This is a genomic window from Lentzea californiensis (genome assembly GCF_024648825.1).
Lineage (GTDB): Bacteria > Actinomycetota > Actinomycetes > Mycobacteriales > Pseudonocardiaceae > Lentzea > Lentzea californiensis.
In genome coordinates this window covers 100,184-126,437 of sequence record NZ_JANBBE010000001.1, presented here as the reverse complement: position 1 = coordinate 126,437, position 26,254 = coordinate 100,184, and the positions used below count along the sequence as shown (strand labels likewise).

At 70.5% G+C, this 26,254-nt stretch carries 28 protein-coding genes; 17 read left to right on the top strand and 11 right to left on the bottom strand.

Translation table 11 applies throughout. From position 1 onward, the window contains the following. Nucleotides 1-17: 17 nt before the first annotated feature. Nucleotides 18-1,784: an acetyl/propionyl/methylcrotonyl-CoA carboxylase subunit alpha gene (locus tag LX88_RS00665; protein WP_258945984.1), complete on the bottom strand. Its 1,767-nt coding sequence runs from the start codon at nucleotides 1,782-1,784 to the stop codon at nucleotides 18-20. A 151-nt stretch (nucleotides 1,785-1,935) separates the two neighbouring features. Between LX88_RS00665 and LX88_RS00660 the strand changes: the two genes are divergently transcribed. Next, nucleotides 1,936-2,574, top strand: coding sequence for a hypothetical protein (locus LX88_RS00660; RefSeq protein WP_258945983.1), 639 nt, complete (start codon nucleotides 1,936-1,938; stop codon nucleotides 2,572-2,574). Here the strand turns inward: LX88_RS00660 and LX88_RS00655 are convergent. The 3 genes from LX88_RS00655 to LX88_RS00645 form a co-directional block, all read right to left on the bottom strand. Further along, complete coding sequence (locus tag LX88_RS00655; protein WP_258945982.1) at nucleotides 2,571-3,857, bottom strand: dicarboxylate/amino acid:cation symporter; 1,287 nt, start codon at nucleotides 3,855-3,857, stop codon at nucleotides 2,571-2,573. The two genes, LX88_RS00660 and LX88_RS00655, sit on opposite strands and share 4 nt — an antisense overlap. A 181-nt stretch (nucleotides 3,858-4,038) precedes the next feature. Next, a complete protein-coding gene (locus LX88_RS00650; RefSeq protein WP_258945981.1) occupies nucleotides 4,039-4,638 on the bottom strand; it encodes a Maf family protein in 600 nt (199 codons plus the stop codon). Next, nucleotides 4,598-6,022 carry an MFS transporter gene (locus tag LX88_RS00645; RefSeq protein WP_258945980.1) on the bottom strand — a complete coding sequence of 475 codons (1,425 nt, stop codon included), beginning with the start codon at nucleotides 6,020-6,022 and terminating at the stop codon, nucleotides 4,598-4,600. The genes LX88_RS00650 and LX88_RS00645 overlap by 41 nt, the downstream gene beginning before the upstream one ends. A 77-nt stretch (nucleotides 6,023-6,099) precedes the next feature. Between LX88_RS00645 and LX88_RS00640 the strand changes: the two genes are divergently transcribed. Then, nucleotides 6,100-6,486: a hypothetical protein gene (locus LX88_RS00640; protein WP_258945979.1), complete on the top strand. Its 387-nt coding sequence runs from the start codon at nucleotides 6,100-6,102 to the stop codon at nucleotides 6,484-6,486. A 59-nt stretch (nucleotides 6,487-6,545) separates the two neighbouring features. Here LX88_RS00640 and LX88_RS00635 read toward each other — a convergent pair whose 3' ends face one another. Then, nucleotides 6,546-6,776 carry an acyl-CoA carboxylase subunit epsilon gene (locus tag LX88_RS00635; RefSeq protein ID WP_258945978.1) on the bottom strand — a complete coding sequence of 77 codons (231 nt, stop codon included), beginning with the start codon at nucleotides 6,774-6,776 and terminating at the stop codon, nucleotides 6,546-6,548. Continuing rightward, nucleotides 6,773-8,419 carry an acyl-CoA carboxylase subunit beta gene (locus LX88_RS00630; protein WP_258945977.1) on the bottom strand — a complete coding sequence of 549 codons (1,647 nt, stop codon included), beginning with the start codon at nucleotides 8,417-8,419 and terminating at the stop codon, nucleotides 6,773-6,775. Before LX88_RS00630 ends, LX88_RS00635 begins: the two co-directional genes overlap by 4 nt. Nucleotides 8,420-8,536: 117 nt before the next feature. On the opposite strand from LX88_RS00630, the gene LX88_RS00625 reads away from it, so the two are divergent. The 3 genes from LX88_RS00625 to LX88_RS00615 are packed head-to-tail and all read left to right on the top strand — an operon-like array spanning nucleotide 8,537 to nucleotide 10,794. Next, nucleotides 8,537-9,340, top strand: a complete 804-nt coding sequence (locus LX88_RS00625) for a biotin--[acetyl-CoA-carboxylase] ligase (RefSeq protein ID WP_258945976.1) — start codon at nucleotides 8,537-8,539, stop codon at nucleotides 9,338-9,340. 13 nt (nucleotides 9,341-9,353) lie between these two features. Then, complete coding sequence (locus LX88_RS00620) at nucleotides 9,354-9,878, top strand: PH domain-containing protein (RefSeq protein ID WP_258945975.1); 525 nt, start codon at nucleotides 9,354-9,356, stop codon at nucleotides 9,876-9,878. Next, the gene (locus LX88_RS00615; RefSeq protein ID WP_258945974.1) at nucleotides 9,865-10,794 is read left to right on the top strand and encodes a hydroxymethylglutaryl-CoA lyase; all 930 of its coding nucleotides are present in this window, start codon (nucleotides 9,865-9,867) and stop codon (nucleotides 10,792-10,794) included. The genes LX88_RS00620 and LX88_RS00615 overlap by 14 nt, the downstream gene beginning before the upstream one ends. 1 nt (nucleotide 10,795) lies before the next feature. Here LX88_RS00615 and LX88_RS00610 read toward each other — a convergent pair whose 3' ends face one another. Then, nucleotides 10,796-11,233 (bottom strand): MaoC family dehydratase, encoded by a 438-nt coding sequence (locus tag LX88_RS00610; protein ID WP_258945973.1) that lies wholly within the window; start codon nucleotides 11,231-11,233, stop codon nucleotides 10,796-10,798. 97 nt (nucleotides 11,234-11,330) lie between these two features. Here LX88_RS00610 and LX88_RS00605 point away from each other — a divergent pair, with 97 nt between their 5' ends. From LX88_RS00605 to LX88_RS00590, 4 genes are read left to right on the top strand one after another with little or no spacing between them, the layout of a single operon-like run. After that, nucleotides 11,331-11,816, top strand: a complete 486-nt coding sequence (locus tag LX88_RS00605; RefSeq protein ID WP_258945972.1) for a YbaB/EbfC family nucleoid-associated protein — start codon at nucleotides 11,331-11,333, stop codon at nucleotides 11,814-11,816. Further along, nucleotides 11,813-12,127 carry a WXG100 family type VII secretion target gene (locus LX88_RS00600; RefSeq protein ID WP_258945971.1) on the top strand — a complete coding sequence of 105 codons (315 nt, stop codon included), beginning with the start codon at nucleotides 11,813-11,815 and terminating at the stop codon, nucleotides 12,125-12,127. Before LX88_RS00605 ends, LX88_RS00600 begins: the two co-directional genes overlap by 4 nt. A gap of 1 nt (nucleotide 12,128) precedes the next feature. Continuing rightward, entirely contained in the window at nucleotides 12,129-14,708 is a 2,580-nt protein-coding gene (locus LX88_RS00595; RefSeq protein WP_258945970.1) for a TNT domain-containing protein, read from the top strand. Next, complete coding sequence (locus LX88_RS00590; RefSeq protein ID WP_258945969.1) at nucleotides 14,705-14,965, top strand: hypothetical protein; 261 nt, start codon at nucleotides 14,705-14,707, stop codon at nucleotides 14,963-14,965. The genes LX88_RS00595 and LX88_RS00590 overlap by 4 nt, the downstream gene beginning before the upstream one ends. Here the strand turns inward: LX88_RS00590 and hisN are convergent. Beyond that, a complete protein-coding gene (gene hisN, locus LX88_RS00585) occupies nucleotides 14,946-15,725 on the bottom strand; it encodes a histidinol-phosphatase (RefSeq protein ID WP_258945968.1) in 780 nt (259 codons plus the stop codon). The two genes, LX88_RS00590 and hisN, sit on opposite strands and share 20 nt — an antisense overlap. A gap of 32 nt (nucleotides 15,726-15,757) precedes the next feature. Between hisN and LX88_RS00580 the strand changes: the two genes are divergently transcribed. Together LX88_RS00580 and LX88_RS00575 are read left to right on the top strand one after the other, a co-directional pair. After that, nucleotides 15,758-16,432: a response regulator transcription factor gene (locus LX88_RS00580; RefSeq protein ID WP_090067280.1), complete on the top strand. Its 675-nt coding sequence runs from the start codon at nucleotides 15,758-15,760 to the stop codon at nucleotides 16,430-16,432. After that, nucleotides 16,432-17,706 (top strand): ATP-binding protein, encoded by a 1,275-nt coding sequence (locus LX88_RS00575; RefSeq protein WP_258945967.1) that lies wholly within the window; start codon nucleotides 16,432-16,434, stop codon nucleotides 17,704-17,706. The genes LX88_RS00580 and LX88_RS00575 overlap by 1 nt, the downstream gene beginning before the upstream one ends. Here the strand turns inward: LX88_RS00575 and LX88_RS00570 are convergent. The 3 genes from LX88_RS00570 to LX88_RS00560 form a co-directional block, all read right to left on the bottom strand. After that, nucleotides 17,703-18,236, bottom strand: coding sequence for a GtrA family protein (locus LX88_RS00570; protein WP_258945966.1), 534 nt, complete (start codon nucleotides 18,234-18,236; stop codon nucleotides 17,703-17,705). The genes LX88_RS00575 and LX88_RS00570 overlap by 4 nt on opposite strands. Continuing rightward, nucleotides 18,166-18,765, bottom strand: coding sequence for a GtrA family protein (locus LX88_RS00565; protein WP_372511240.1), 600 nt, complete (start codon nucleotides 18,763-18,765; stop codon nucleotides 18,166-18,168). The genes LX88_RS00570 and LX88_RS00565 overlap by 71 nt, the downstream gene beginning before the upstream one ends. Nucleotides 18,766-18,876: 111 nt before the next feature. Next, complete coding sequence (locus tag LX88_RS00560) at nucleotides 18,877-21,114, bottom strand: sigma-70 family RNA polymerase sigma factor (protein ID WP_258945965.1); 2,238 nt, start codon at nucleotides 21,112-21,114, stop codon at nucleotides 18,877-18,879. A 141-nt stretch (nucleotides 21,115-21,255) separates the two neighbouring features. On the opposite strand from LX88_RS00560, the gene LX88_RS00555 reads away from it, so the two are divergent. The 6 genes from LX88_RS00555 to purE all read left to right on the top strand — a co-directional run bounded on the left by LX88_RS00555 (nucleotide 21,256) and on the right by purE (nucleotide 26,242). After that, complete coding sequence (locus tag LX88_RS00555) at nucleotides 21,256-22,023, top strand: GGDEF domain-containing protein (RefSeq protein WP_258945964.1); 768 nt, start codon at nucleotides 21,256-21,258, stop codon at nucleotides 22,021-22,023. A gap of 167 nt (nucleotides 22,024-22,190) precedes the next feature. Further along, complete coding sequence (locus tag LX88_RS00550) at nucleotides 22,191-22,571, top strand: GntR family transcriptional regulator (protein WP_090067285.1); 381 nt, start codon at nucleotides 22,191-22,193, stop codon at nucleotides 22,569-22,571. Beyond that, a complete protein-coding gene (locus LX88_RS00545; protein WP_258945963.1) occupies nucleotides 22,568-23,362 on the top strand; it encodes an ATP-binding cassette domain-containing protein in 795 nt (264 codons plus the stop codon). Before LX88_RS00550 ends, LX88_RS00545 begins: the two co-directional genes overlap by 4 nt. Then, the gene (locus LX88_RS00540; protein ID WP_258945962.1) at nucleotides 23,359-24,507 is read left to right on the top strand and encodes an ABC-2 membrane transporter-related protein; all 1,149 of its coding nucleotides are present in this window, start codon (nucleotides 23,359-23,361) and stop codon (nucleotides 24,505-24,507) included. Before LX88_RS00545 ends, LX88_RS00540 begins: the two co-directional genes overlap by 4 nt. Nucleotides 24,508-24,569: 62 nt before the next feature. After that, on the top strand, nucleotides 24,570-25,757 hold the full coding sequence (locus LX88_RS00535) for a 5-(carboxyamino)imidazole ribonucleotide synthase (RefSeq protein ID WP_258945961.1): 1,188 nt from the start codon (nucleotides 24,570-24,572) through the stop codon (nucleotides 25,755-25,757). Continuing rightward, complete coding sequence (gene purE / locus LX88_RS00530; protein ID WP_256334572.1) at nucleotides 25,754-26,242, top strand: 5-(carboxyamino)imidazole ribonucleotide mutase; 489 nt, start codon at nucleotides 25,754-25,756, stop codon at nucleotides 26,240-26,242. The genes LX88_RS00535 and purE overlap by 4 nt, the downstream gene beginning before the upstream one ends. The last annotated feature ends 12 nt before the right edge of the window (nucleotides 26,243-26,254 follow it).

Genomic DNA, 26,254 nt, shown 5'->3' with positions numbered 1-26,254 from the left:
GTGAGCGACCCGGCCGGTCAGTCCTTCAGCTCGCAGATCACGGTGCCCTGGGTGATCGGGTCGCCGGGCGCGGCCGCCAGACCCGTCACCGTGCCGGCCTTGTGCGCCGTCACCGGGTTCTCCATCTTCATGGCCTCCAGCACCACGATCAGGTCGCCCGCCTCGACGGTCTGCCCGTCCTCGACGGCCACCTTCACGATCGTGCCCTGCATCGGCGCCGCCACCGCGTCACCCGACACGGCCGCGCCGCTGCCACCCGCGCGCTTGGCCTTCGGCTTCTTCGCCGCGGCGGCGGCAGGGCGTGAACCGACGGCGAGATCACCCGGCAGCGACACCTCGAGGCGACGTCCACCGACCTCGACGACGACGGTCTGCCGCGGCGTTTCCTCGTCGGCAGCCTCGGCAGCACCCGCGAACGGTGCGATCTGGTTGTCGAACTCCGTCTCGATCCACCGCGTGTGGACGGTGAAGCCCTCGGGCTTCTCGGCGGTGAACGCCGCGTCGCGCACGATCACGCGGTGGAACGGCAGCACCGTCGCCATGCCCTCGACGACCATCTCGTCCAGTGCGCGCCGAGCGCGGGCCAGGGCGTCCTCGCGGGTCTCGCCGGTGACGATCAGCTTGGCCAGCAACGAGTCGAACTGCCCGCCGATCACCGAACCCGACTCGACACCGGCGTCGACGCGGACACCGGGACCGGACGGCGCGACGAACGTCGTGACGGTGCCGGGCGCGGGCAGGAAGCCGCGGCCGGCGTCCTCGCCGTTGATGCGGAACTCGATCGAGTGCGCGCGCGGCGCCGGGTCCTCGGTGTACCGCAGCTTCTCGCCGCCGGCGATGCGGAACTGCTCGCGCACCAGGTCGAGGCCCGTCGTCTCCTCCGACACGGGGTGTTCGACCTGCAGGCGCGTGTTGACCTCCAGGAACGAGATCGACCCGTCCATCCCGACGAGGTACTCGACGGTGCCGGCGCCGTGGTAGCCCGCTTCGAGGCAGATCGCCTTGGCCGACGAGTGGATCGTGGCGCGCTGGTCGTCGGTCAGGAACGGCGCGGGCGCCTCCTCGACGAGCTTCTGGTGGCGGCGCTGCAGCGAGCAGTCGCGGGTGCCGACGACGATCACGTTGCCGTGGGTGTCGGCGAGGACCTGCGCCTCGACGTGGCGCGGCTTGTCCAGGTAGCGCTCGACGAAGCACTCGCCGCGGCCGAACGCCGTGACGGCCTCGCGGACCGCGGAGTCGAACAGCTCGGGGATCTCCTCGAGGGTGCGCGCGACCTTCAGGCCGCGGCCGCCACCGCCGAACGCGGCCTTGATCGCGACCGGCAGCCCGTGCTCGGAGGCGAACGCGATGATCTCGTCCGGCCCGTTGACCGGGTCCTTGGTGCCGGGCACCAGCGGCGCACCCGCGCGCATCGCGATGTGCCGCGCCGTCACCTTGTCGCCGAGGTCGCGGATGGCCTGCGGGGTCGGGCCGATCCAGACCAGCCCGGCGTCGATCACGGCCTGCGCGAACTCGGCGTTCTCGGACAGGAAGCCGTAGCCGGGGTGCACGGAGTCGGCGCCGGACTGGGCGGCGGCCGCCAGCACCTTCTCGAACGACAGGTAGCTCTCACCGGGGGTGTTGCCGCCCAGCGCGAACGCCTCGTCGGCGAGTCGCACGAACGGTGCGTCGCGGTCGGGATCGGCGTAGACGGCGACGCTCGTCAGACCGGCGTCACGGCAGGCGCGGATGACCCGGACGGCGATCTCACCGCGGTTCGCGATGAGGACCTTGCGCAGCGACACGGCGTCGTACCTCCTGCTGGACCGGCAATTACGGCTCTGGCTGGTGCCGCAGTCTACGGAAATCGGTGAACTCCGAGAGGGAGAGACGGCTCACTTCACATCCATCGTGAGCGCATCGAGCACAATCTGCGATGTGTGTGGAACCAGGTCCGTGCAGGTGGTTGCCGTCGTCGCCGCCTTGGTGTTCGCAGCGGGGCTGGTGTTCGCCTATCTCCAGCGACCGGACGGCACCGATTCAGGTCAGTCCGGCATCGATCCCGGAATGCGCTGCGGTACCACCGTCTGCCAGGTCGTCATCGGCAAATCGGTCGGCGGGGACCTCGTCGAGCTGCTTTCCGGGACGGGCGGCGGGCGGATCAGGGTGACCGGCGAGTCGGGCCCGTTCGTCTTCGAGATGACCATCGCCGAGTCCGGCGCGACGGTGAACGCCGAGTCACTGCTGTGCTCGGAGGCGCCCATCAGCGTGTGTCTCGTGCGCGGCGCGCAGAACGGCAAGGTGCTCGGCGAGGTGCTGATCCGCAAGGACGGCACTTGGTCGCGCGCGCAGGCCGCCTACCTGTCGAGCGCCGGGTACCTCGGGCTGCACGACGTCAACGAGGACTCCACGGCGGACGTCGTCTCGGCCCAACGCGGCTGCGACGGCCAGTGCAACAACTCGTTCGTGCAGGTGTTCTCGGCGCTGGGACCGATCATCGGCTGTACGACACCGGCGCCGGCGCGGGAGCAGCTCGCTGGCTGGCCCGCACCGGCGCCGAAGTTGTCGCAGTTGCGCCCCTGCGCTAATTCCTAGGCGTTGACGAGGTCCTTCTCGGCCGGAGCGGCGGGCTCCTCGATCAGGTTCTCGCTGCGCGCCACCAGCACCGGCACGGTGATCTGGCCGGCCACGTTGGTCGCGGTGCGCATCATGTCGAGGATCGGGTCGATCGCGTAGACCACGGCCACACCGGTCGCGATCACGGCCGGCGGCAGGCCGACGACGCTCAGGGTCAGCGTGAGCATCGTGTACCAGCCGGTCGTCCCGGCCGTGGCCAGCGCGCCGAACACGGCGACGAGCACGATGCCGACGTACTGCCACACCGAGAGCTGGATGCCGAACAGGTTCGCGATGAAGATCGTCGCGACGGCCGGGTAGACCGCGGCGCAGCCGTCCATCTTGGTCGTGGTGCCCAGCGGCACGGCGAAGTTCGCGTACTCGGTCGGCACGCCGAGGTCAGTGGCCGCCTTGCGGGACAACGGAAGCGTGGCGCCCGAGGAGCGCGACACGAACGCGAACTGCAGTGCCGTGCCCGCCTTGCGGAAGAACTCGACCGGCGAGGTCTTGCCGACGAACTTCAGCAGGACCGGGTAGACGACGAACAGCACGAGCGCGGTACCGAGGTACACGGCGAGGATCAGCGAGAACAGCGGCTTCACGAACGAGTTGCCGTACGACGCCACGGCGTTGCCGATGAGACCGAAGATGCCGATCGGGGCCAGCAGGATGATCCAGCCGACGACCTTCTGGATGATCTCGAAGAACGAGCGCACCAGGTTCGTGAACGGCGCGGCCTTGTCACCGAGCGCGTAGGCGGCGAAGCCGACCAGCACCGCGATGAACACGACCTGCAGGACGTCGCCCTCGGTGAACGCGCTGAAGATGTTGGTGGGCACCAGGTTGTCGAGCAGCGACTGCCACGAGCCGGACGCGCGCTTGGCGAGCTTGTCGACGGCGCCCGCGGCGGGTTCGATCTGCAGGCCCGCACCGGGCTTGAGGATCGTGGCGACCGCGATGCCGATCAGCACCGCGACGAACGACGTGATGGCGAACCACAGGAACGTCTTGCCGCCGAGGCGTGCGGCGGTGCGGCCGCCGCCGAGGTTCCGCAGCGACGCGATGCCGACGACGATCGCGGTGAACACCAGCGGGATCACGGTCAGCTGCAGCAGCGCCGTGAAGGTGGAACCGATCTTGGCGAGGACGGGCGCGAGCCACGTGCCCTTGCCGAGCCAGCCGGCGAGCGCGCCGAGGACGAGCGCGCCTAGAACTGTGAATCCGAAGACCTTGGGCTTGCGGTACGTCTGGACGAACGACACGAGAACATCTCCTGGGCAGGGATGAGCGAAAGAGGGCGTCGGGAGCGGTTAGCTCCGACAGCCCGTGCTCGTCCTGCGTGCCAGGTCGATGTGCCTGCGACGCGTCAAGTACTCGTTCACCGCTGCCCTCAACGCCGGCGTTGAGGGCAGTCTTCCCCGATCGAGTGAACTGTGACCAGCGCTACCAGAGTGTGGACACGGAAACACCCACCTGGCCGAGGAGCCGCCGGGTGAGGGCCAGGCTGATGCCGATCACGGACGTGTGGTCGCCGTCGATGCCGTCGATGAACCAGCCGCCGAGCCCGTCGATTGTGAAGCCACCGGCGACGTGCAACGGCTCTCCCGTAGCGATGTACGCCTCCAGCTCCTCCTCCGACGGCGTGCCGAACCGCACGGTGGTCGACTCGGCGGCCGAGGCGCGGCCGGTCACGACGCCTCCGGAGACGCGCAGCACCGTGTGCCCGGTGATCAGCACGCCGCTCTTGCCCGCCACCCGGTGCCACCGCTCACGTGCGACCTCGGGCGTGCCGGGCTTGCCCACGAGCTCGCCCTCGAACAGCAGCATCGAGTCGCAGCCGACGACCACGCACTCGTCGTCGTGCTCGATCGCCTCGGCCTTGGCCGCGGACAGCGCGACGACGGTCTCCTCCGGCGTCGGATTCTCGAGCGACTCGACCAGCGCGTCCTCGTCGACACCGGAGACCCGGACCACGGGTTCGATGCCCGCGGACCGCAGGACGCTAAGACGGGCGGGTGACTGGGAGGCCAGGATCAGACGCACGCGCCGAGTCTGTCACGGCCGGCGCGGCGACCCGGTGGAAGGCGAACGCGGCCGCGATGCCGGCCGCCAGCACGCCCAGCAGCAGGTAGAACGTCGCCCGCACGGCCGAGGTGAAGTCGCCCGTGGCCGCCAGCACGACCTGCAGCACGGCCGCCGTCACGGCGCTGCCCAGCACGTTCCCGAACTGCCGCGAGGTGTTGTAGATGCCGGACCCGGCACCGAGCAGGGACCTGTCGAGCGTGCGCGTGGAGATGTTCGTCAGCGGCGAGAACACGAGCCCCATGCCGATGCCCAGGGCGACCATCGACGGCAACAGCACCCACTGTGCTCCATCATTCTGGGACGCCGTCCCCAGCAGGAACGTCATCGCCACGATGCCCAGCGCCATCAGGGCGAACCCGGTGATCGGCAGGTACTTGGCGTCGGCCCGGTTCGACAGCCGTCCCGCGAAGATCGCCACGACGCCGGACATCAGCGACGCCGGTGCCGTGACCAGGCCCGTCATCAGCGGAGACAGCTTCGGCACGGTCTGCAGGAACAGCGCCAGTGGCACGAACACCCCGGTCACCGCGATGCCGATGGAGATGTTCGCGACGTTGCCGAGCGAGAAGTTGCGGTTGCGGAAGATCCGCAGCGGCATCAGCGGCTCGGAGTTGCGCGCCGACGCCTGCCACAGCACGAACAGGGCGAGGAACAGCACCCCGGCGGCGATGATCTCGGCGATCGTGATGAACCCGGCGACCCGGCCCCACTGGTAGTGCTCGCCGTTCTGGATCCCGAACACCAGCAGGCCGAGCCCCAGGCAGCACAGCACGACGCCGAGCACGTCGAACTTCGGCGCGCGGTCCGGCCGCAGGTCGGGCACCCACAGGAACAGCAGCACCACCGCGAGCACACCGATCGGGAGGTTCACGAAGAAGATCCACTCCCAGCCCAGGTGCGTGACCAGCACCCCGCCGAGCAACGGCCCGGAGACCGTCGCCAGCCCGGCCACAGACCCCCACATGCCGAGCGCCGCACCCCGCTTGACCGGCGGGAACAGGTGCGTGATGAACGCCATCGTCTGCGGGGTCATGGCCGCGGCCCCGAGACCCTGGAACACCCTCGCGGCGATCAGCGCGTCCGCGGTCGTGGAGAGACCGCAGGCCAGCGACGCCCCGATGAACAGCACGAGCCCGATGCCGTAGAGCCGCTTGGGCCCGTACCGGTCACCCAGCCGCCCGGTCAGCAGCAACGGCACCGCGAACGCGAGCAGGTAGGCGCTGACGACCCAGATGACGTCGTTCAGGGACGCGTTCAGGTCGGTGATCATCGACGGCAGTGCGACGTTGACGATGGTCGTGTCCAGCAGCGTCATGAAGAAGCCGATGCACAGCGCGTACACGGTCCGCCAGTTCGCACGGTCCGTTTGAGTAGTACTGCTGATGCGCGATCACCTCTTCAGTCGGCACTCTCGGAAGAGTGAAGCGCTGGGTGCTTGTCCTCACCGAACGCGGCTCCGATCGCGAAGGCAAGCGCAGACGGATCGCGGCACTGCTCGTCGTGCTCGGCGGCCTGATCGGATCATTCGGCGTTGGAAGCGTGCTCGCGAGTGACCCGATCGGCTATGGAGTGCCCATTTGGCCGTTCGCCGACACCGCCGATCGGGCGGAGAACGCACTCCTGACGCAGATCGTGCCCGCCGTGCGTTCCAACCTGCCGCTCGACCACGCCGGCGTGCAGGTGCTGCGGCGGACCAACGCCTACGGCAGCGCGTTCTGGACGCTGAAGCTGCAGGTCGACGGCGAGACCCGCTGTCGCGAGGTCGCCGTCGGCCTGAACGTCACGAGCCGCCGCGTCCCCTGCTGACTTGCCGCACGCGGGGCCCTTTCGTACAGCATGTCAGTACGAAAGGGCCCCGCGTGCGGTCAACCTGGCGGGAATCCGGACGCGCGCCAGGCACCCGGCCCGTGCTGCAGCGGCCGGCGGACCCGGCGGGCCGGGTTCGCCCACTCCGAACGCCGCTTCGGCGCGTCCTCGGCGGGCGCGGCCGAGGCCAGCCCGGCGATGACGGCGGTCAGGGCGGCCAGCTGGTAGTCGTCGGGCGTGCCCTTGACGACCTCGAGCAGCGGCTTCTCGTTCTCCTCCGGCGCGGTCACAGCGGAATGTTCCCGTGCTTCTTGGGCGGCAGCGTCTCCCGCTTGTCCCGCAGCATCGACAACGCCCGTGCCACGTAACCGCGGGTGTACGCCGGCGGGATCACCGAGTCGACGTAACCGCGCTCAGCGGCGACGTACGGGTTGCACAGCGTGTCCTCGTACTCCTGCTGCAGCTGCGCGCGCAGGGCGTCGACGTCCTCGCCGTTCTGGGCAGCGGCGGCCAGCGTCTTGCGGTGCACGATGTTCGCCGCACCCGACGCGCCCATGACGGCGATCTGCGCCGTGGGCCACGCGAGGTTGATGTCGGCGCCCAGGTGCTTGGACCCCATGACGTCGTACGCGCCGCCGTACGCCTTGCGCGTGATGACGGTGACCAGCGGAACGGTGGCCTCGGCGTAGGCGTAGATCAGCTTGGCGCCGCGCCGGATGATGCCGTTCCACTCCTGGTCGGTGCCGGGCAGGAAGCCGGGCACGTCGACGAACGTCAGCACCGGGATGTTGAACGCGTCGCAGGTGCGCACGAACCGCGCGGCCTTCTCGGAGGCGTTGATGTCGAGGCAGCCGGCGAACTGGGTCGGCTGGTTCGCGACGACACCGACGGAGTGGCCGTCCACGCGGCCGAAGCCGACGAGGATGTTCGGCGCGAACAGCGACTGCACCTCCAGGAAGTCGCCGTCGTCGAGCACGCGGTTGATGACCTCGTGCATGTCGTACGGCTGGTTCGCGGAGTCCGGGATCAGCGTGTCGAGCTCGCGGTCGGAGTCCGTGATCGCGTCGGAGATCGACCCCTCCGCCAGCGTGCTCTCGAACGTGGGCGAGTCGGAGAGGTTGTTGGACGGCAGGTAGCTCAGGAGCTCCTTGACGTACGCGATCGCGTCTTCCTCGTCGTTGCCGAGGTAGTGCGCGTTGCCCGACTTGGTGTTGTGCGTGCGACCGCCGCCGAGCTCCTCCATCGTCACGTCCTCGCCGGTGACGGTCTTGATGACGTCGGGGCCGGTGATGAACATGTGCGAGGTCTGGTCGACCATCACGACGAAGTCGGTCAGCGCGGGGGAGTAGACGTGCCCGCCCGCGTTCGAGCCCATGATCAGCGAGATCTGCGGGATCACGCCGGAGGCCTTGACGTTGCGGGAGAAGATCTCGCCGTAGAGGCCCAGCGAGACGACGCCCTCCTGGATGCGCGCGCCGCCGCCCTCGTTGATGCCGACGATCGGCCGGCCGGTCTTGATCGCCAGGTCCATGATCTTGACGATCTTCTCGCCGTAGACCTCGCCGAGCGAGCCGCCGAAGACGGTGACGTCCTGGGAGAACACGCACACCGGGCGGCCGTCGACGGTGCCGTAGCCCGTCACGACGCCGTCGCCGTACGGGCGGTTGCGCTCCTGGCCGAAGTTCGTGGAACGGTGCCGGGCGAGCTCGTCCAGTTCGACGAACGACCCCGGGTCGAGCAGGAGGTCGATGCGCTCGCGGGCTGTCTTCTTGCCCTTCGCGTGCTGCTTTTCGACCGCGCGTTCGGAGCCGGCGTGAACCGCCTCGTCGTTGCGCCGGTAGAGGTCAACGAGCTTGCCCGCGGTGGTGTGGACGTCCGGGGCGCCTGAAGCGCCGGTGGGGACGTGCCCGATCGGCTCGGTCGCACTGCTCATGGGCTCGCAGCCTAACGAGACCATTGCTGAACTGCCCCGTGCAGTTGTCCAGGTCACGGCAACCTGTCGGTGATCTCCGATCGCACGTACTCTCTTCCGTTCCCATAACCTGGCCCGATGACCTCCGCACTCGACGCCGAAGAGCTGCGCTCACGGCTCGTCGCACCCAACGGCCCGTACGCCGCTCTCGACGTCGTCGAGACCACGGCGTCCACCAACGCGGACCTGGCCGCCTCCGGCGCCGCGGACCGCACCGTGCTGATCGCGCTGGAGCAGAGCGCGGGCCAGGGCCGGCGCGGCCGCAGCTGGTCGTCGCCCGCGGGTGGCCTCTACCTCAGCGTGCTGTTCCGCCCGGCCGGTGTGCCCGCCGAGCGGCTGCCGTGGCTGAACCTGATCGCCGGGCTCGCCTTGGTGCGCGTCGCCCAGTCGACCGGTGTCGAGGCGACGCTGAAGTGGCCGAACGACCTGCTGCTCGGTTCCGGGCCGGGCAAGGGCGCGGGGATCCTGTCCGAGATCACCGCCGACGGCGCGGTCGTGGTCGGCATGGGCCTGAACGTGGCGAAGCTGCCCTCCGGCGTCCAGCCCGCACCGGGTGGGCTCGCGCCGACGTCGCTGGAGGACCTGGGCGCCGCCGAGCTCGACCGCGGCGAGCTCGCGTTCCGGCTCCTGGTCGAGCTGGCCGGGCTGGAAGGCGTGTGGCGCAAGAACGGCGGCGACGCGGTCGAGTCCGGAGTGCTCGAGGAGTACGAGGAGCACTCGTCGACCGTGGGCCAGAACGTGCGGGTCGAACTCCCCGGTGGTGTCGAGCTCCTCGGGGTGGCGCAGCGCATCGAGGCCGACGGCACGCTGGTCGTGCGCGGCGCCGACGGGGTGGAGCACGGCGTGTCCGCTGGTGACGTGGTGCATTTGCGCCAGGCGTAGTTAGGGTTGCGCCATGGCCTATCCCGACGACCTGCTGAGCTCCGGCGAGCACGTCGTGATCCACAGGCACCCCCACTGGAAGATGCTGATCTTCCCGGTGTTCTGGCTGCTGGTGGTGGTCGCGCTCGGCACCTACCTCGCCGGTCTCTTCGGAGACCAGTCGTGGGCCACCGTCGTGTGGATCGTGCTGGCCGTGGTCGGCGCCGTGCTGATCTTGTGGCTGACGGTGACGCCGGTGGTGCGCTGGCGGACGACGCACTTCATCATCACGTCGGACCGGGTGATGTACCGCGAGGGAGTGTTCAAGCGCACAGGCCTCGACATCCCTTTGGCTCGTGTGAACAGCGTCCGCTTCGAGCACAGTTTCTCCGACCGCCTGCTCGGCTGCGGCACCCTGATCATCGAGTCGGCCTCGGACGAGCCGCTCGAGTTCGACGACATCCCGTCCGTGGAGAAGGTGCACACGATGTTGTACCGAGAGGTCAACGACAACCCCGACGACGACTTCTACCCGGGGGCCGTCGATGGGCGCGCGTGAGGCAGGGCTGCCGGACGTCGTCGGCTCCGGATCGCTGCCCTCGCGGGTGACGATCTGGGAGGTCGGCGCCCGCGACGGCCTGCAGAACGAGTCGGTCGTCGTGCCGGTGGCGGTGAAGCTTGAGTTCCTGGACCGGCTGGCTGCCGCCGGACTGTCCGTTTTGGAGGCGACGTCCTTCGTGCACCCCAAGTGGGTGCCGCAGCTGGCCGACGCCGCCGAGTTGCTGGCGGGACTGGATCAGCGGCCTGGGGTCCTCTACCCCGTGCTGGTGCCCAACGAGCGTGGGCTGGACCGTGCCCTGGAGGCCGGGGTCACGCACATCGCGATCTTCGCCTCGGCCACGGAGACGTTCGCTTCGCGCAACCTGAACCGCACGCTGGACTCGCAGTTCGAGATGTTCGAGCCGACTGTTTCCCGTGCGCTGGCAGAAGGTCTGGACGTGCGCGGGTACGTGTCGATGTGTTTCGGCGACCCCTGGGAGGGGCCGGTCGCGCGGTCCCAGGTCGTGGCTGTCGGGGAGCGGTTGCTGGAGATGGGGTGCTCGCAGCTGTCGCTGGGCGACACCATCGGGGTTGCCACTCCTGGTCAGGTCGAGTCGTTGCTGGAGGGGTTCCGCGATGTTTCTCGGCTTGCTGTGCACTTTCATGACACCTATGGGCAGGCGTTGTCCAACACGTTGGCCGCTTTGCGGTGTGGGGTGACGACTGTGGACTCCTCGGCCGGTGGGCTGGGTGGGTGCCCTTATGCCGAGTCGGCCACCGGCAACCTCGCCACCGAGGACCTGGTGTGGATGCTCGACGGGTTGGGCATCGAGACCGGAGTCGACCTCGACAAGCTGGTCGAGACCTCGGTGTGGATGGCCGAGCAGCTGGGCCGCCCGAGTCCGTCGCGTGTGGTGCGCGCGCTGACGAAGTAGTTCAGCCGCGCGCGGTGAACATGCCTGTGGCGATGAACCGGTAGACCAGCTCATCGCCCCGCTTCGCCCTGCCCTCGAACTCCACCAGGCCCAGGTCCGGCCGCTTCTTCGAGCGGCGTGCGGTGAGCACCTCGGCCTCGAAGGTGAGCGTGTCGCCGGGGTGGACCGGGGCCAGCCAGGAGAGTTCGCGACCGCCCGGCGAGCCCTGTGAGGTGGAGTCGGCCAGGACCTCGTCCACCCAGCGGCGCATCCAGAGGGACGCGGTGTACCAGCCGGAGGCGGACAAACCGCCGAAAATCGAGTTCTTGCCCGCTTCCTCGTCCAGGTGGAACGGTTGCGGGTCGAACTTCTTCGCGAAGTCCAGCATGTCGTCCCGGTCGACGATGACCTCGCCGAGCGGGATGATGCGGCCTGCGGGCAGATCCTCGAAGGCGATCATCTCGTTGATCCTACGTAACTGAAACCGCTGGGAACCGATCTAGGGGCGACGGCGTCCTAGAGCCCGAGCCCAGGGCTATGCGTGTGAGGGGGACTCGGTGGACGACCACCGTGCGCAGGTCGAGGAGTTGCTCGCTGACTACCGGCGTAGCCGCGAGCAGCTTGCTTCGGTTCAGCGCGAGCTGGCCGCCGTGTCCGGGCGGGCCTCCAGTCCTGACGGGACGGTCCAGGCGACCGTCGGAACTGGCGGCAAGCTCGTGGGACTGGAGCTTTCCGAGTCGGCCTATCGCAGGCATCGGCCGGAGCAGCTGGCCGAGTTGATCGTGCGGACCGTGGCCGAGGCCGCGGCCAGTGCTGCCGAGGACACGTATCAGACGTTGAGTGCTGTGTTGCCCTCCTCTGCCGATCCTGCCGCGCTCGTTGCCGGGACGGCTGATCTCAAGCCCTCCGAGTACACGGTGGACGACACCGAGACCGTGGACCTGGGGCACCAGTCCGTTCGCGGGCGCAGGGACGACGACGAGGACAACGAGCAACGGGAGAGCTGGCTCGACTCCGAGCTCATCGACAGGAGGGTCCGATGACCGGGTACTCGGCCGACCTCGAGCGGCTCGACGCCGGGGCGCGCGAGCTCAAGGGGTTCGCGGGGCAGGCAGGCGAGATCGCGGGGGCGCTCGACCGGGCGCTCGCCGCGTTCGGGGTCTGCTGGGGTGATGACGCCGTCGGGCGGAGTTTCGCCGCCTCGCACGACAAGCCGTCCGGGGACGCCACCGGGGCGTTGTCCGGGCTTGCGACGACGTTGGGGGACGTGAGCGACAAGCTCGCCGCGACGGCCTCCACGTACCGGCACGTCGAGGAGCAGAACGCCTCCGGGATGAGAAGGTTGGACGGCTGACATGGGCATCGAGCTTCCCGCCGAACTCGCCGCCGTCGCGGCCAAGGCCGGTGTCTCGTGGCCCAAGGCCGACGAGGACGCCATGCGTTCCAGCGCCACCGCGTGGCGCGACGCCGGCGACAAGATCAAGAGCCTCGGCACCACGTCCGACGGTGCCGCGAACCGTGCGCTGGGCGGCATGACCGGTGGCACCGGCGACGCGGCCCGTGGTCGCTGGGCCAAGGTCGTGGGTCCCGACGGCGACTTCCACCGCGCCGCCCACGGCTGCCACGCCGCCGCCGACCGCCTCGACCACGCCGCCAAGCAGGTCGGTGCCGCCAAGGTCGAGATCGTCCGCGAGCTGGTGGCGCTGGCCAAGAACAACGACGCCGCGACGGCATCGGCCAGTGCCGGCAACCCCACCGCGCTGCTCGGCCTCGACACGCTGACGAAGGGTGCCGCGGCCAACGTCGCGAACCTCCAGAACACGCTGACCTCGGCGATCCGCCTGGACAGCGGCATCGACATGAGCCAGGGCACGCATCCCGTCAACACCGCACCCGGCGCCCACGGGCCCGGCGCTGGCCTGCTGTCGCCCGTCACGAACCTCGTCGGCGGCGTGGTCGCACCGGTGGCCGGTGTGGTCGCCCCCATCGTCGAGCCCGTCGCCGCCGTGGTCGCTCCTGTGACCGAAGCGGTGGCCCCGGTCGTCGGCGCCGTGACCGCTCCAGTCGCGCCCGTCGTCGGTGCCGTGACGGCTCCGGTCGCACCAGTCGTCGGTGCCGTGACCGACGTCGCCGCGCCGGTCCTCGACGCCGCCGCTCCCGTGACCGCACCCGCTGCCGCGGTCGTGCAGCCGGTGCTGGACGCGGTTCCCGGTGGCCGTGACGCCGCCGGTCCGGTGTTCGACGGCCGGGGTGACGGCGACGGTCAGGGCCATGGCGACGGTCAGGGCCGTGGTGAAGGCCGTGGCGAGGGCAAGGGCCCGATCCCCGGCATCGTGACCGGCGCAGGACACGCGGTCGGCCACGTCGTCGCGCCCGTCGCGCAGCCGGTGGCCGACGCGATCCCGAGCGTCGCGGGCACCCTCGGTCCCATCACCGAAGGCACGACCCAGGCGTCCGCCGCCGTGCTCGACCCGACCCTGGTCCGAGGTGGCGAACTGCCCGGCCAGGCCCCCTCCGCACCTCAGGCGGCGGCTCCCGCGACCCCGGCCGCCGCACCTGCCGCCCCGGCGATGGGCGCGGCTCCGGCCGGTGGCCCGGTGGGCGGCTCGATCGGTGGTGCCGTGGGCGGTGCTGCCGGTGGTGTTCCGGTGGCGGCGTCCCAGGTCGGTGCCGTCGTGGGTCAGCAGAGTGCCGCGCAGGCACCCGGCCAGCACGGCCAGGCGGGTCAGGCCGCTCAGCAGGGTCAGCAGGCCGCCAAGCCCGCGGCGGACGCGAAGCCCACCGAACTCAAGTCCGGCGAGGCGAAGTCCGGCGAGCTCAAGCCGGGCGAGACCAAGGCGGGTGCGCAGGCGGCCGCGGCCAAGACCGGTTTCCCCGGCGCGGCACCGGCTCAGGCGCTGGGCAACCAGCCCGCCCAGTTCGGCGGCCAGGCCGGAACCCAGCCGAGCCAGGGGTACGGGCCGGGCCAGACCCAGTCCGGCACGCAGGTCTCCTCCCAGAACTCGCCCGCGTCGGTCGCGGCCAAGGACGCGGCCGCCAAGGACCTGGCGAAGGACGCCGCGGACGCTCTGCTGGACGGCGACGTCGCGACCGTGGAGGAACGCGGCGAACGCCAGGTCGGCGACACCATCGCCAGCCCGGCCGCGCCCGGCGCCGACGTCGACCTCGGAGCCCGGACCGCCACCTCGGGTCCGCTGGCGGCAGTGGAGCCCGGCGGTTCGCACGCGCTGAGCGACCGTCTCGAGAACCGGAACGACCTGGCGCTGGCGAATCCCGCCATCGCCGGCGAGATCGCCCGCCACACCTACACGGCGGCTGCGGCCGGCAGCTGGTTCATGGCCGTCTTCCTGAGCGCCGGACGGGCTCCGACCCTCGCCCCCAAGCCGGCCCGTCAGCTCCCGCCGCCCCCGCAGGAGGAGGAGCAGGCCGTCCCGAGGTTCGCCCCGGACGACCACCCTCAGCCGATCGACACGTCCTCCGCCCAGCCGGCGCAGTCCAGCGCCGGTCTCGGCAAGGATCACCCGATCGTGCAAGAACTCCTGGCCGGTCACGACCCGCTCGCGGGCATGCACGAACGCGACTGGGAAAGCCTGTTCCAGCACGAGGACGGCACCCCGCGCTGGCCCGCGGAACGCGAGGGCGGCTACGAGGACAGCCGGCCCGAGGTCCTCCAGGCAGGTGCGGAACTCGACAGGTTCGGCACGCCGGAGGGTCGCGTCCTGAGCACGGCGGGCACCCCGTTCGCACAGCGGTCCCTGCCGCCCCAGGCGGCGGGCGAGGGCTACCGCAGGTACCGCGTCACCAGGGACCTGCCCGTCCACCGCACGATCAGCGCGCCCTGGTTCGGCCAGCCCGGCGGTGGCAGCCGGTACCGCACCACCCACCCCGTCGCGGACCTCGTCGCGCTCGGCTACCTCACGGAGATCACCGCATGAACGTCGAGTCGCTGCCCGAGTGGTTGACCAGGATCGGTGTGCCGGACGACGTCGTCAGCCTCGGCGAGGAGGCGGACCAGCGCTGGTGCCTGCTGACCGACGAGGACGGCAAGGGGCACGAGGTGTTCTGGCAGGAGCAGGGCAACCGCTACGACTGGGCCCGGTTCGACGACGAGAGCGTGGCGTGCCACTACCTCTTCGGCCGGCTGGCCTGGGCCCAGGTCGCGCGCGGAAGTCTCACCGTTCCAACAGCTTGAGCGCCGCCTCGTGCAGGTGGCCGTTCGACGTCAGCACGCTGCCGCCGTCGTAGCGCTCCTCGCCGTCCAGCGAGGTGAAACGGCCACCCGCCTCGGTCACCAGCACCTGGAACGGGGCGATGTCCCACGGGTTCGCCACGCACTCGGGCGCCAGGTCGATGGCGCCCTCGGCGACCAGGCAGTGCTGGTAGAAGTCGCCGAACGCGCGGCTCTCCCACGTCGCGTCCACGAGGCGCAGGTACGCCTCGCGTGAGTGGTACTCCACCCACGACTTGATGTCCGTCGTCGACACGTAGGCGTCTTCGAGGGAGCGCACGCCGGACACGGAGATCGCGCGCTCACCGGAGGCGTCCGACGCGAACGCGCCACCGCCCGCGGCCGCCCACCAGCGGCGGCCCATGGCGGGCGCGGACACGACGCCCACGACCGGCACGCCGTCCTCGACCAGGGCGATCAGCGTCGCCCAGACGGGTACACCCCGCAGGAAGTTCTTGGTGCCGTCGATCGGGTCGAGCACCCAGACGCGGGCCGCGTCCAGCGTGCCGCCGCGTTCCTCGCCCATGACGACGTCGTCCGGGCGCTCGGAGGCGAGCACGGCACGGACCGCATCCTCCACGGCGACGTCGGCGTCGGTGACGGGTGTGCGGTCCGGCTTGCGCTCCACGGCGAGGTCGTGCGCGCGGAACCGGGTCGCGGTGATCGCGTCGGCGGAGTCGGCGAGCCGGAGGGCGAGTTCGAGATCAGCATCGTGGCGTGACACGCGGCGATCGTTCCACGAATACGCTGAGCCCCGTGAGCGTGGTGTTGCTGGCCGAGGACGACCCGGCCATCGCGGAACCTCTCTCCCGCGCTTTGACGCGGGAGGGTTATTCGGTGCAGGTCGTCAGTGACGGGCCCAGTGCCTTCGACGCCGCCATCGCCGGGGGCATCGACCTCCTGGTGCTGGACCTCGGCCTGCCGGGAATGGACGGACTGGAGGTGTGCCGGCGGCTGCGCCAGAGCGGCAGGGGAGTGCCCGTGCTGATGCTCACGGCCCGGGCCGACGAGGTCGACTTCGTGGTCGGGCTCGACGCGGGCGCGGACGACTACGTCGCCAAGCCGTTCCGCCTGGCCGAGCTCATGGCCCGCATCCGGGCGCTGCTGCGCCGCCGCGCGCCGGGAACGCTGGAGGTCAACGGCGTGCGCGTGGACCTGGCCGCCCGTCGCGTCACCGTCGACGGCGGCGAGATCCAGCTGGCGAACAAGGAGTTCGAGCTGCTCAAGGTGCTGATCCAGCGCGCTGGCCAGGTCGTGAGCCGCGACGAGATCCTGTCCGAGGTCTGGAACGACCCGGACCTCAAGGGCAGCAAGACGCTCGACATGCACATGTCGTGGCTGCGCAGGAAGCTCAGCGACGGCACCCCGAACTCCGCCGAGAAGCGCATCGCGACCGTGCGGGGCCGCGGCTTCCGCTTCAACGCCGACTAGTGCGCCGCCGGATCCTGCGGGCGATCCTGCTCGCCGTCGCCGTCACCGGGATCGTGCTGGGCCTCCCGCTCGGCTACACCGCGCTGCAACTGGTGGAGGACACGGCCCGCGGCGACCTCACCGAACGAGCCCAGCAGATCGCGACGTCGTTCGACGACCAGCTCGCCAAGCAGCAGAGCCTCGACATCGAGGCCGTCCGGATCGCCATCCCGACCGACGGCCGCCTCACCGTCGTGTCGGCGGGCACCACCAAGTCCACGGGTCCCTCGCCGGGCGACGACCCGCTGACCGTCGAACTGCCGATCGCGCAGCAGGGCACCGTCCGCCTGGAGATCCCCTCCGGCCCGATGCACACCTCGCAGGCCCAGGTGGCGGGCCTGGTGCTGCTCCTGCTGGCACTCTCCGTCGGCACCGGCACCGTCGTCGCCCTGGTGACGGCGCAAACGCTTGCCCGACCGCTGGTCCACGTCGCCGCGCGTGCGTCCCGGCTGGGCGCGGGCGACTTCCGCGCCGACGAGCAGCGCTACAACGTCCAGGAGCTCGACGCGGTCTCCGACGCGCTCGACACCTCCGCCACCGCCCTGGCCCGCCTGGTCCAGCGCGAACGCGAACTGGTCGGCGATGTCTCCCACCAGCTCCGCAGCCGCCTCACGGCTCTGCAACTGCGCTTGGAAGCCCTCGCCGAGCACCCGGAACCCGAGACGGCAGCCGAGGCCCGCGCGGCCCTGGAACAGGCCGAACGCCTCGCCGCCGTGCTGGACGAACTCCTCGCCGCCGCCCGCGCGGCCCGAGCCGTCGGCGCCGAGCCGCTGGAACTGCGGCCCGCGCTGAACCTGATCGCCGACGAGTGGCGCGAGCAGGTCAAGGGCCAGGGCAGGGCGCTGCGCGTGCGCGTCCCGGACGGCCTGCTGGCCCGCGCCACGCCCGCCCGTCTCCGCGAGGCCATCGGGGTGCTGCTGGACAACGCACTGCGCCACGGCGAGGGATCGGTCGTGGTCTCCGCACGCAGCGAAGACGGCACCGTCGTCGTAGAGGTCAGCGACGGTGGAGCGGGCGTGCCGGACGAACTCGCGGCGCACATCTTCGAGCGCGGCGTCTCCGGCGGCGGCTCGACCGGGGTGGGCCTGGCGCTCGCACGGGCGCTGGTCGACGCGGACGGCGGCCGGCTGGAGCTGTCCACGGCACGGCCGGCGACGTTCGCAGTGTTCCTGCCGGTGCCGAAGGCGCAGGACGTGGTGGGGATCTCCTGGAAGAAGCCGAATACACCTCGTTAGGAGTGGCCGAGTTCCTTCTCTTCGTCGATCGAACGGGCGTTGCGGAAGTTCTCCTCGGGGAAGACCCAGTTCTTGTAGCCGTACCAGCGGAACGCCATCGCGATGAGCGTGCCGATGATCTGTGCGCTCAGGAAGTCCGAGATCTCCTCGGTGAGCCGTGACACGTGCGGCTCCTGCAGGTGGAACGCGTAGCGCGCGATGTACAGCGGCGCCGAGTTCAGCACGATGCCGATGCCGTTGACCAGGAAGAACAGCAACGCCTCGTGGTGACGCTCGCGGCCGCCGCGGGTGCGGAACGACCATTCCCTGTTCAGGATGTACGACACGATCGTGGCGACCAGAGTGGCGATGATCTTCGCCGTCACCGGGTTGTTCGGCAGGATCACGATTTTGATCCCGAAGAACAGGACCGTGTCGATCACGAAGCAGGTGCCCCCGACCAGGGCGAACTTGACTAGTTCACGATGCTTCAGCGCGATCGACCGGATCGGTTCCGGAAACCGGGAGACCACTGTTTCGGCTAGAGACACGGGATGAGTCTACGGAGATCGGGTGAACGCGCCGGTCCGGCCGAGCCCCCGCGTCGGGGAAGACCCAGCGGCGCATGGCCCAGAACTTGAAGCCGGTCGCGAGCAGCATGCCGAGGATCGAGCCGGAGACGAAGTCCGCGATCTCCTCGGTCATGACCGAGACGAACGGGGCCTGCAGGCCGAACAGGTGCCGCGACAGCCACAGCGGGGCGATGTTGATCCCCACACCGATGCCGCTCACCAAGAAGAACAGGGCGGCCTCGTGGTGGCGTTCGCGGCCGCCACGGGTGTGGAACGACCACTCGCGCGACAGCACGTACGAGGCGATGATCGCCACCAGCACGCCGATGACCTTCGCCGTGACGACCTTGTCGGTCAGCACGGTGAGCTTGAGCGCGTACCAGACACCGTTGTCGATGATGAAGGTCGTGCCGCCTACCAGCGCGAACCGGAGCAGTTCGCGGTGCTTGTGCATCAGGAACTGGACCGGTTCCGGCAGCCGGCTCATGGCGCGGCGAACGACTGGCAGCACCGCGCCAGCTTACGGATCTAGATCACGACGCTGCTTCCGGGTGGACCGAACCGCAACACAGAGGTGCATGACCTGCACGTTCCGTGACGATCAAAGATCAACTTCTGATCAACTTCGCGGTGGTTCGCAGGAAGGCTGCCCCAGCAGGCCGCCGATCAGCCCCGGAAGCAGGCCGTGCGGCGGTTCGCACGGCTCTTCCGTCCTCGGCGGTGGCGTGGTCGTCGGCGGCGTCGACGGGGGCAGGGACGGCGGCAGGGTCGTCGACGGCGGGACTTCGGGCGTCGTGGGCTCGGTCGGCTTGGTGGGCTCGGTCGGAACCGTCGGCTCAGTCGGCTTCGTGGGCTCGGTCGGTCGCGTCGGCGTCGTGGGCTTCGTGGTCGTGGTCGTCGGCGGCACCGTCGTGGTGGACGTCGGCGGGTTCGGCGGTTCCTCGCCCGGCGGGTGCTCCGGCCAGCCCTTCATCGGCACGGTCACGGACTTCGTCGCGTTGCCCAGCGCGGCCGTCACGGTGACGTCCCCGCCGTGGCGTCCGAACGCCCAGAAGGACATCCGGAACCTGGCGCCCTTGTCCAGGTCGGCGACGCAGCGGATCGACCTCTTGTCCACCTGCGTGCACTGCCGGTACGGCGCGAAGATCACCAGGTCCTTGGTCGACGAGATGTCCAGCTTCACCGTGCCGGCGCGCGGGCCCTTGTTGCGCACCACGACGTCCGCACGCGGGTTGTGCCACCACACCTGGCTCCACGTCTTCACGAAGAGGTCGATGTCGTCGTTCACCGGCGGCACGTTGACCTCGACGCTGATGTCGACGGAGACCGACGTGCCCGCGCTGATGACACCGGTGATCGTGCCGGGCACGGCGGAGTCGGTGGCCCGCAGCAGGAAGTGGAACGTCGCCTGCCCGCCCGGCGCGATGCCCTGCGGCGTCACGCATGTGATCGTGCCGGTGCCGGCGGGGCAGTTCACGGTCTGGTCGGCCGCGCCGTCCGGCTGCAGCAGGCGCGCGGCGCCGAAGCCCGAAGGCCCGCCGGTCGACACGACGCCCGGCGGCAGGTTCAGCACCATGCTCGCGGGCGGCGCCGGGGTTCCGCCCGTGTTCCGGACGGTGATCGGGAAGTCCTTGGGCTCCTCGCCCGGCGTCAGCGAGTACCCGCTCGGGGTGGTCGGCGTGAGCGACGGCGGCGCGGGTGCGGGCGGTTCCGGAGCGGGTGGTTCCGGAGCGGGCGGCTCGGGCGGTGCCGGCGGCGCGGGCGGGGTCACCGAGGGCGGCGGTTCCGTCGTGGTCGTCGGCGCCGGCGGTTCCGTCGTGGGGGTGGGAGCGGGCGGAACCGGGGGCACCGGCCTCGGCGACTGAACTTGGGTCTGCGCGGGCGGGGGCTGGACGGCCTGCACCACGGGCGCCTGCTGCTCGCCGCTGGCGGCCGCCAGCGCGATCACCACGGCCGCGGCCACGGCGGCCGCGGAACCACCGACCGTGACGAGCTGGCGGGGGATCGCGGCACCGACGGCGCCCGCGCCACCCGCGGCCGCTCCGGCACCGACGACAGCCGTCGTGGTGCCGGCGGCCACCAGGTACGTCGTGGCACCGATGCCCAGCACCAGCGGGGCGACGAAGATCCGCAGCGAGCCGTTGACGTCCGCGAGTTCGGCGGCCAGCGCCCGGCACCGGCCGCACTCGTCGAGGTGCGCCTCGACCTGGGTCGCCTCGCGCTTGGACAGGCCCGCGCGGGTCCAGGCGCCGAGCCGGTCGACGGTCGCCCTGCAGCGCTCCGCCTCCGTGTCGGCCAGGTGCATCTGCAGGTACTGCTGCTTGAGGCCCTCACGGGCGCGGTAGGCGAGCGCGGACACGCCGTTGGCCGTCAGCCCGAGCAACGGGGCGACCTCGGCGGGCGACTGGCCCTCGATCTCGGTGTGCCAGAGCACCATCTGCCAGCGCTCGGGCAGGGCGGCGAACGCGCGGGCGGCGAGCGACCGCTCCAGCCCGGCCACCGCGGTGTCGCTGAACTGCACGGCGGGCGCGACGTCGGTCATGTCCTCGGTGAGGTCGACCTTCTTGTCGCGGCGCGTCTTGTCGTACGCGGTGTGCCGCAGGGCCGTCAGCAGGTACGCGCGGAACGCGGAGTCGGGGCCGCGGCCGCCGCGGAGCGTGTCCAGGACCTTCGCGAACGCCTCGGAGACGAGGTCGTCGGCTTCCGCCTGGGAGCGCGCCAGCTGGCGGGCGAGGTTGTAGGCCGCCGAGACGTGGCGTTCGTACAACTGGCCGTAGGCGTCGATGGTCCCGCCGCGAACGGACTCGATGAGTTCCGCGTCGCTTGGTCCCTGGACGTCTGCAGGAACGATCGCCACAGTTTTTGTTTCCCTCCCACGCGCGCCCAGTGTGACTTACGGCGCCTGGCGCAGTCATCTCAATCCCCCGCGCGGGTTGCGTCACGAATGGGCGACGGCTGCGTCTCCCACCTGGAATCGGGCGAACTGAAGGGAGACCGGGTGGGTGTCGCACAAGCGGAACGCCTGCTGAAGTCGAGGTGGCGGACCGCCACCATGGCCGCCGGCTGGGCGTTCCCCGCAGACTGGCCGATCGCCGAGGTCGACGACGTGTGCGCGGCGATGCTGGACGACGCCGACCCCGGCGACGCGCTGGTCCGGCTGGGCCGCGCACGCGCCGAGGCCGGGGCTGGCCTGAGCGAGACGCTGATGGACCTGGCCGCGCTGCACGCCGTGCTGACCGAAACGTCGCATGTCGTGTCGCCGGACGTCGACGCGCTCCCTTCGCAGATGGTGCGCATGACAGCGCTGGGATGGGCCGACGTGGTGACGAAGCAGGCCGGCGAGTGCGCGGCCGAAGACCCTCTGACCGGGCTGGCGACTCCCGCCTACCTGCGGACGCGGCTGGGCGAGGTGTACCGGGAGACGCCGGTCGCGTCCCTCGACTACGCCCTCGTCCTGCTGCGGCTCGACGTGCACCGTGCGTCGGGCTGGTCCCGTGTAGTCGCGATGACACTCGCGTCCGACGCGTTGCGCACCGTTTTCGACGGTGGCGAGACGCTGGCGTCCCTCGGCCCGTGCGTGGCCGCGGTGCTGGTTCGCCGTGACGGGCTTCTCGCCCGAAGAGTCTCGAACCTCAGGGTCCTGGCGGCCGACCGGCTCGCCGACGACCCCCACGTCCGGCCGGTCGGCCCCGCCAAGGTCTGGGTCGAGCAGTTGCCGGACACGCACGCCGAGGCGCGTGTGCTCCTCACCTCGCTCGGGCGCTGAACCCCCTGTCCCGCGCCCGGCGGCCCTCCCCCGTGTCCCCACCGCTCCCCACCGCACGCGGGGTCCCCGCGTGCGGTCTGAGCGCACGAAAGCTCCCCGCGTGCGGTTCCAAGCACGCGGAAAGTGTTCTATTGTGCTAGTTCACTAGAACAATCTGGGGAGCGTGCGTGGTCGAGTTCCACGTTGACCGCGGCAGCGGGTTTCCCGCGTACCTGCAGCTGGGGCAGCAGGTCAGGGAGGCTCTGAGGCTCGGCTGGTTGCAGCCGGGTGATCGGCTGCCGACGGTCCGCGACGTCGTCGCCTCGAGCGGCGTGAACGCGAACACCGTGCTCAAGGCCTACCGCGAGCTGGAGCTCGCCGGCCTCGTCGAAGCCCGTCAGGGCTCCGGCACCTTCGTCAAGGCCTCCTTGGGGTCCGCCGCCCCCGAGGACCTGGACCCGTTGCGCGTGAAGCTCGCCGCATGGGTCGCGGAGGCACGCTCCGCCGGGTTCGAGGACGAGGACATCAACGCGCTGATGCGCGAGGTGCTGAGTGGGGGAGCGCAATGAGCGTGGTTGCGGCCGATGTGTCGAAGTGGGCGTTGCGAAACGTCTCCTTCGAGCTGCCGCCGGGCAGCGTGACGGCCATGGTCGGGGCCAACGGCTCCGGCAAGTCGACGCTGCTGAACGTGCTGGCCGGGCACCTGCCGCCGGACTGGGGTCACTCGTCGATCGCGGGCCGGGTGGCGTACGTGCCGCAGAACAAGCCGATGTACAAGTCGTTCAAGGTCGCGGACGTGCTGCAGTTCGGCCGCCGCATGAACGACGTCTGGGACGAGGAACGCGCCGACGGGTGGCTCACCCGGTTCAAGGTGCCGCGCAGGCTCCAGATCGGTGACCTGTCCGGCGGTCAGCGCACGCACGTGACGCTCGCGCTGGCGCTGGGCTCCCGCCCGGACGTCCTGCTGCTCGACGAGCCCCTGGCCGAACTGGACCCGCTGGCGCGTCAGAAGGTCATGCGGGAGTTGCTGACCGAGGTCAACGACAAAGGCATGACGCTGATCTTCTCCACGCACGTCGTGGCGGAGATCGGAGGCGTCGCCGACCGGTTGCTGCTGCTCTCGAACGGCCGCCTGCTGGTGAACGGCGACACGGACGAGCTGCTGGAGGAGCACGTCCTCTACACCGGTCCGCACGCCTCGAAATCACCCGTGGAGGGACCCGTGGTGCTCGCGAAGCACGGCAGATCGCAATCGTCGTACCTGGTGCGTTCCGGCGGTGCGCGGATCGACGAGCCGTGGACCGCGCGGTACGTGACGCTGGAGGAACTGGTCGTGGCGCACCTGGAGCGTGCGGCGTGAAACTGGGCTCGATCATCTGGCTGACGTGGCGTCAGCACCGCTGGTCCATCCTCGGCGTCACCGCCGTCGCCCTGCTCGCCGTGTACGGCCTCGTATCGACGGAGTTCGAGGGCGGATCGCCCACGATGCCGATCGTCGGCTTCTACGCCCTCATGGTGCAGCTCGGGTTCGGCGGCGTGATCGGCATGTTCTGGGGCGCGCCGCTCATCGCCCGTGAGCTGGAGGAACGCACCTACTTCGTGGCCTGGGGCCAGGACGTCACGCCCGTGGAGTGGTTGCGCGGCAAGCTGCTCGTGCTCGGCGTCCTGGCCGTCCTGCTGGGTGCGCTCGTCGGAACCGGCGACGGTTACGTCGGCACGCGCAGGTCGTGGTCCTCGTTCGAGGCCAACCTGCTCGTGCAGGCCGGTTACGCCGTCCTCGGGCTGGCGGTCGGCGTGCTCGTCGGCCTGCTGACCAGGCATGTGATGACGGCGATCGCAGGCACCCTGGTGTTCTTCACGCTCGCGCGCGTCCTCGTGTCCGTGGTCGGGCGCGACTACTACTTGCCGCCGGCACGCGTGATCGTGCGTTGGGAGGAAACCCCTGTGGTGCCGGAGCGCGGACTCGAGCTCGGCAACGGCTTCATCGGCCCCGACCTCGAACCGGTGCCCGTGCTGGACAGGTGCTTGGAGGCGATCAACACGAACACCTGCATGCGCAACGCGAGGGCCGCCATCGGCACGTACGTCGAATACCAGCCGGTCGAGCGGGTCACGACGTTCCAGGTCATCGAGTTCTTCCTGTGCGTGCTGCTGGCCTCAGGGTTGTTCCTGCTCGTGTTCCGGTTGATGCGGCACGGCGGCGCGTGGAAGCCCTCCCGCTCGCACCGCCGCATCGGGGAGCCGTCGGTGGTCGCCGTTTCCGGGCCGGCCGTGGTCCTGGTCGGAGCGGCGACCGAGTCCGCCCCCGCGCCCGCGTTCGATGCAGGGGCCGAGGTTGAACCGCCCGAGCCCGAGCCCGCGCCGGAGCCCGAGCCCGAGTCGGAGCCGGAGCCTGATCCCGAACCCGAGCCGGTGCCTGCCGAGGCCCCGGAGCCGAAGTCCGCTTCGGGTGAGCAGAGCGCGGGGAGCAGGCCGGATTCCCCCGCCCCCAAGGCCGAGGGGTAGTGCGGGCGCGAGCTGGGCGTGGTGGTGAGTGTCGCTGTAGCCGCAGGTAGAATGCCTGAACCGTGGACTCTCGTACCCGTCTCCCCGTCGTCGGAATGATCGGCGGCGGGCAGCTCGCCCGCATGACGCACCAGGCCGCGATCCCGCTCGGGCAGTCGCTGCGCGTGCTCGCAGTCTCCGAGAACGACCCCGCCGCGCTCGTCGCGCGGGACGTGGTGCTCGGCACGCACACCGACCTCGAAGCGCTGCGCTCGTTCGCCAAGGGCTGCGAGGTGGTCACCTTCGACCACGAGCACGTGCCGCAGGACCACCTGCGCGCGCTGGTCGCCGAAGGCGTGAAGGTGCATCCCGGTCCGGACGCGCTGCAGTTCGCGCAGGACAAGCTGAAGATGCGCGTGCGGCTGGCCGAGCTGGGCCTGCCGGTGCCGCCGTTCGCCGAGGTGCACGAGGTTCGTGACGTGCTCCGCTTCGGCGCGGAGCACGGCTGGCCGTGCGTGTTGAAGGCGATCCGCGGCGGCTACGACGGGCGTGGCGTGTGGATGCTGAACACCCCGCAGAGCGCCGAGCGGGTCGTCCCCGAGCTGCTGGACTCCGGCACGCCGTTGATGGTCGAGCAGTGCGTGCCGATGCGCCGTGAGCTGGCGGCCGTCGTGGCGCGCTCGCCGTTCGGGCAGGGCGCGGCGTGGCCGGTCGTCGAGACCGTGCAGTCCGACGGCATCTGCGTCGAGGTCCTCGCGCCGGCTCCCGCTCTGGACGGTGCCGACGCCCAGGAGCTGGCGCTGAAGGTCGCCGAGGCGCTGGGCGTCGTGGGCGTGCTGGCCGTCGAGCTGTTCGAGACCGCGGACGGCGTGGTCGTGAACGAGCTCGCGATGCGCCCGCACAACTCCGGCCACTGGTCGATCGAGGGCGCCCGCACGTCGCAGTTCGAGCAGCACCTGCGCGCCGTCCTCGACTACCCGCTCGGCCGCACCGACCTGATGGCGCCGGCCGTCGTGATGGCGAACGTCCTCGGCGCGACCGGGACGCCCGCGATGGGCCCCGACGAGCGCGTGCACCACCTGTTCGCCCGGTACCCGGACGCGCACGTGCACCTGTACGGCAAGGAGGAACGGCCGGGCCGCAAGATCGGGCACGTGACGTTCCTCGGCAACGACATGACCGAGGTCCGCCGGCGCGCGCGGCTCGCCGCCGACTGGCTGTCCACGGGCATTTGGTCAGACGGATACGACATTCACGGGAGTGCGGAGTGACTCAGGTTGGCGTGATCATGGGCAGCGACTCGGACTGGCCGGTGATGAAGGCGGCCACCGAAGCGCTCGCCGAGTTCGACGTGCCGTTCGAGGTGAGCGTCGTCTCCGCGCACCGCACCCCGCAGCGCATGCTCGACTACGCGACGTCGGCCGCGTCCCGCGGCCTGCGAGTGATCATCGCGGGTGCGGGCGGCGCCGCCCACCTGCCCGGCATGGTCGCCTCGGCCACCGTGCTCCCGGTGATCGGCGTCCCGGTGCCGTTGAAGTACCTCGACGGCATGGACTCGCTGCTCTCGATCGTGCAGATGCCCGCGGGCGTTCCGGTCGCCACCGTCTCAGTCGGTGGTGCGCGCAACGCGGGCCTGCTGGCCGTCCGGATGCTGGCTTCCTCGGACGCCGGGTTGCAGGAGCGCATGGCCCGCTTCCAGGCAGAACTCGAGCAGCTCGTACTAGACAAGGACGCGGCGCTGCAGAAGTCCCTCTGAGTGCTCAACAGC

Coding starts and splice junctions, on each gene's coding strand:
- LX88_RS00625 (WP_258945976.1), top strand. CDS start 8,537: ATGACCTCCGCACTCGACGCCGAAGAGCTGCGCTCACGGCTCGTCGCA.
- LX88_RS00610 (WP_258945973.1), bottom strand. CDS start 11,233: ATGATCGCCTTCGAGGATCTGCCCGCAGGCCGCATCATCCCGCTCGGC.
- LX88_RS00630 (WP_258945977.1), bottom strand. CDS start 8,419: ATGAGCAGTGCGACCGAGCCGATCGGGCACGTCCCCACCGGCGCTTCA.
- LX88_RS00615 (WP_258945974.1), top strand. CDS start 9,865: ATGGGCGCGCGTGAGGCAGGGCTGCCGGACGTCGTCGGCTCCGGATCG.
- LX88_RS00590 (WP_258945969.1), top strand. CDS start 14,705: ATGAACGTCGAGTCGCTGCCCGAGTGGTTGACCAGGATCGGTGTGCCG.
- LX88_RS00620 (WP_258945975.1), top strand. CDS start 9,354: ATGGCCTATCCCGACGACCTGCTGAGCTCCGGCGAGCACGTCGTGATC.
- LX88_RS00595 (WP_258945970.1), top strand. CDS start 12,129: ATGGGCATCGAGCTTCCCGCCGAACTCGCCGCCGTCGCGGCCAAGGCC.
- LX88_RS00600 (WP_258945971.1), top strand. CDS start 11,813: ATGACCGGGTACTCGGCCGACCTCGAGCGGCTCGACGCCGGGGCGCGC.
- LX88_RS00545 (WP_258945963.1), top strand. CDS start 22,568: ATGAGCGTGGTTGCGGCCGATGTGTCGAAGTGGGCGTTGCGAAACGTC.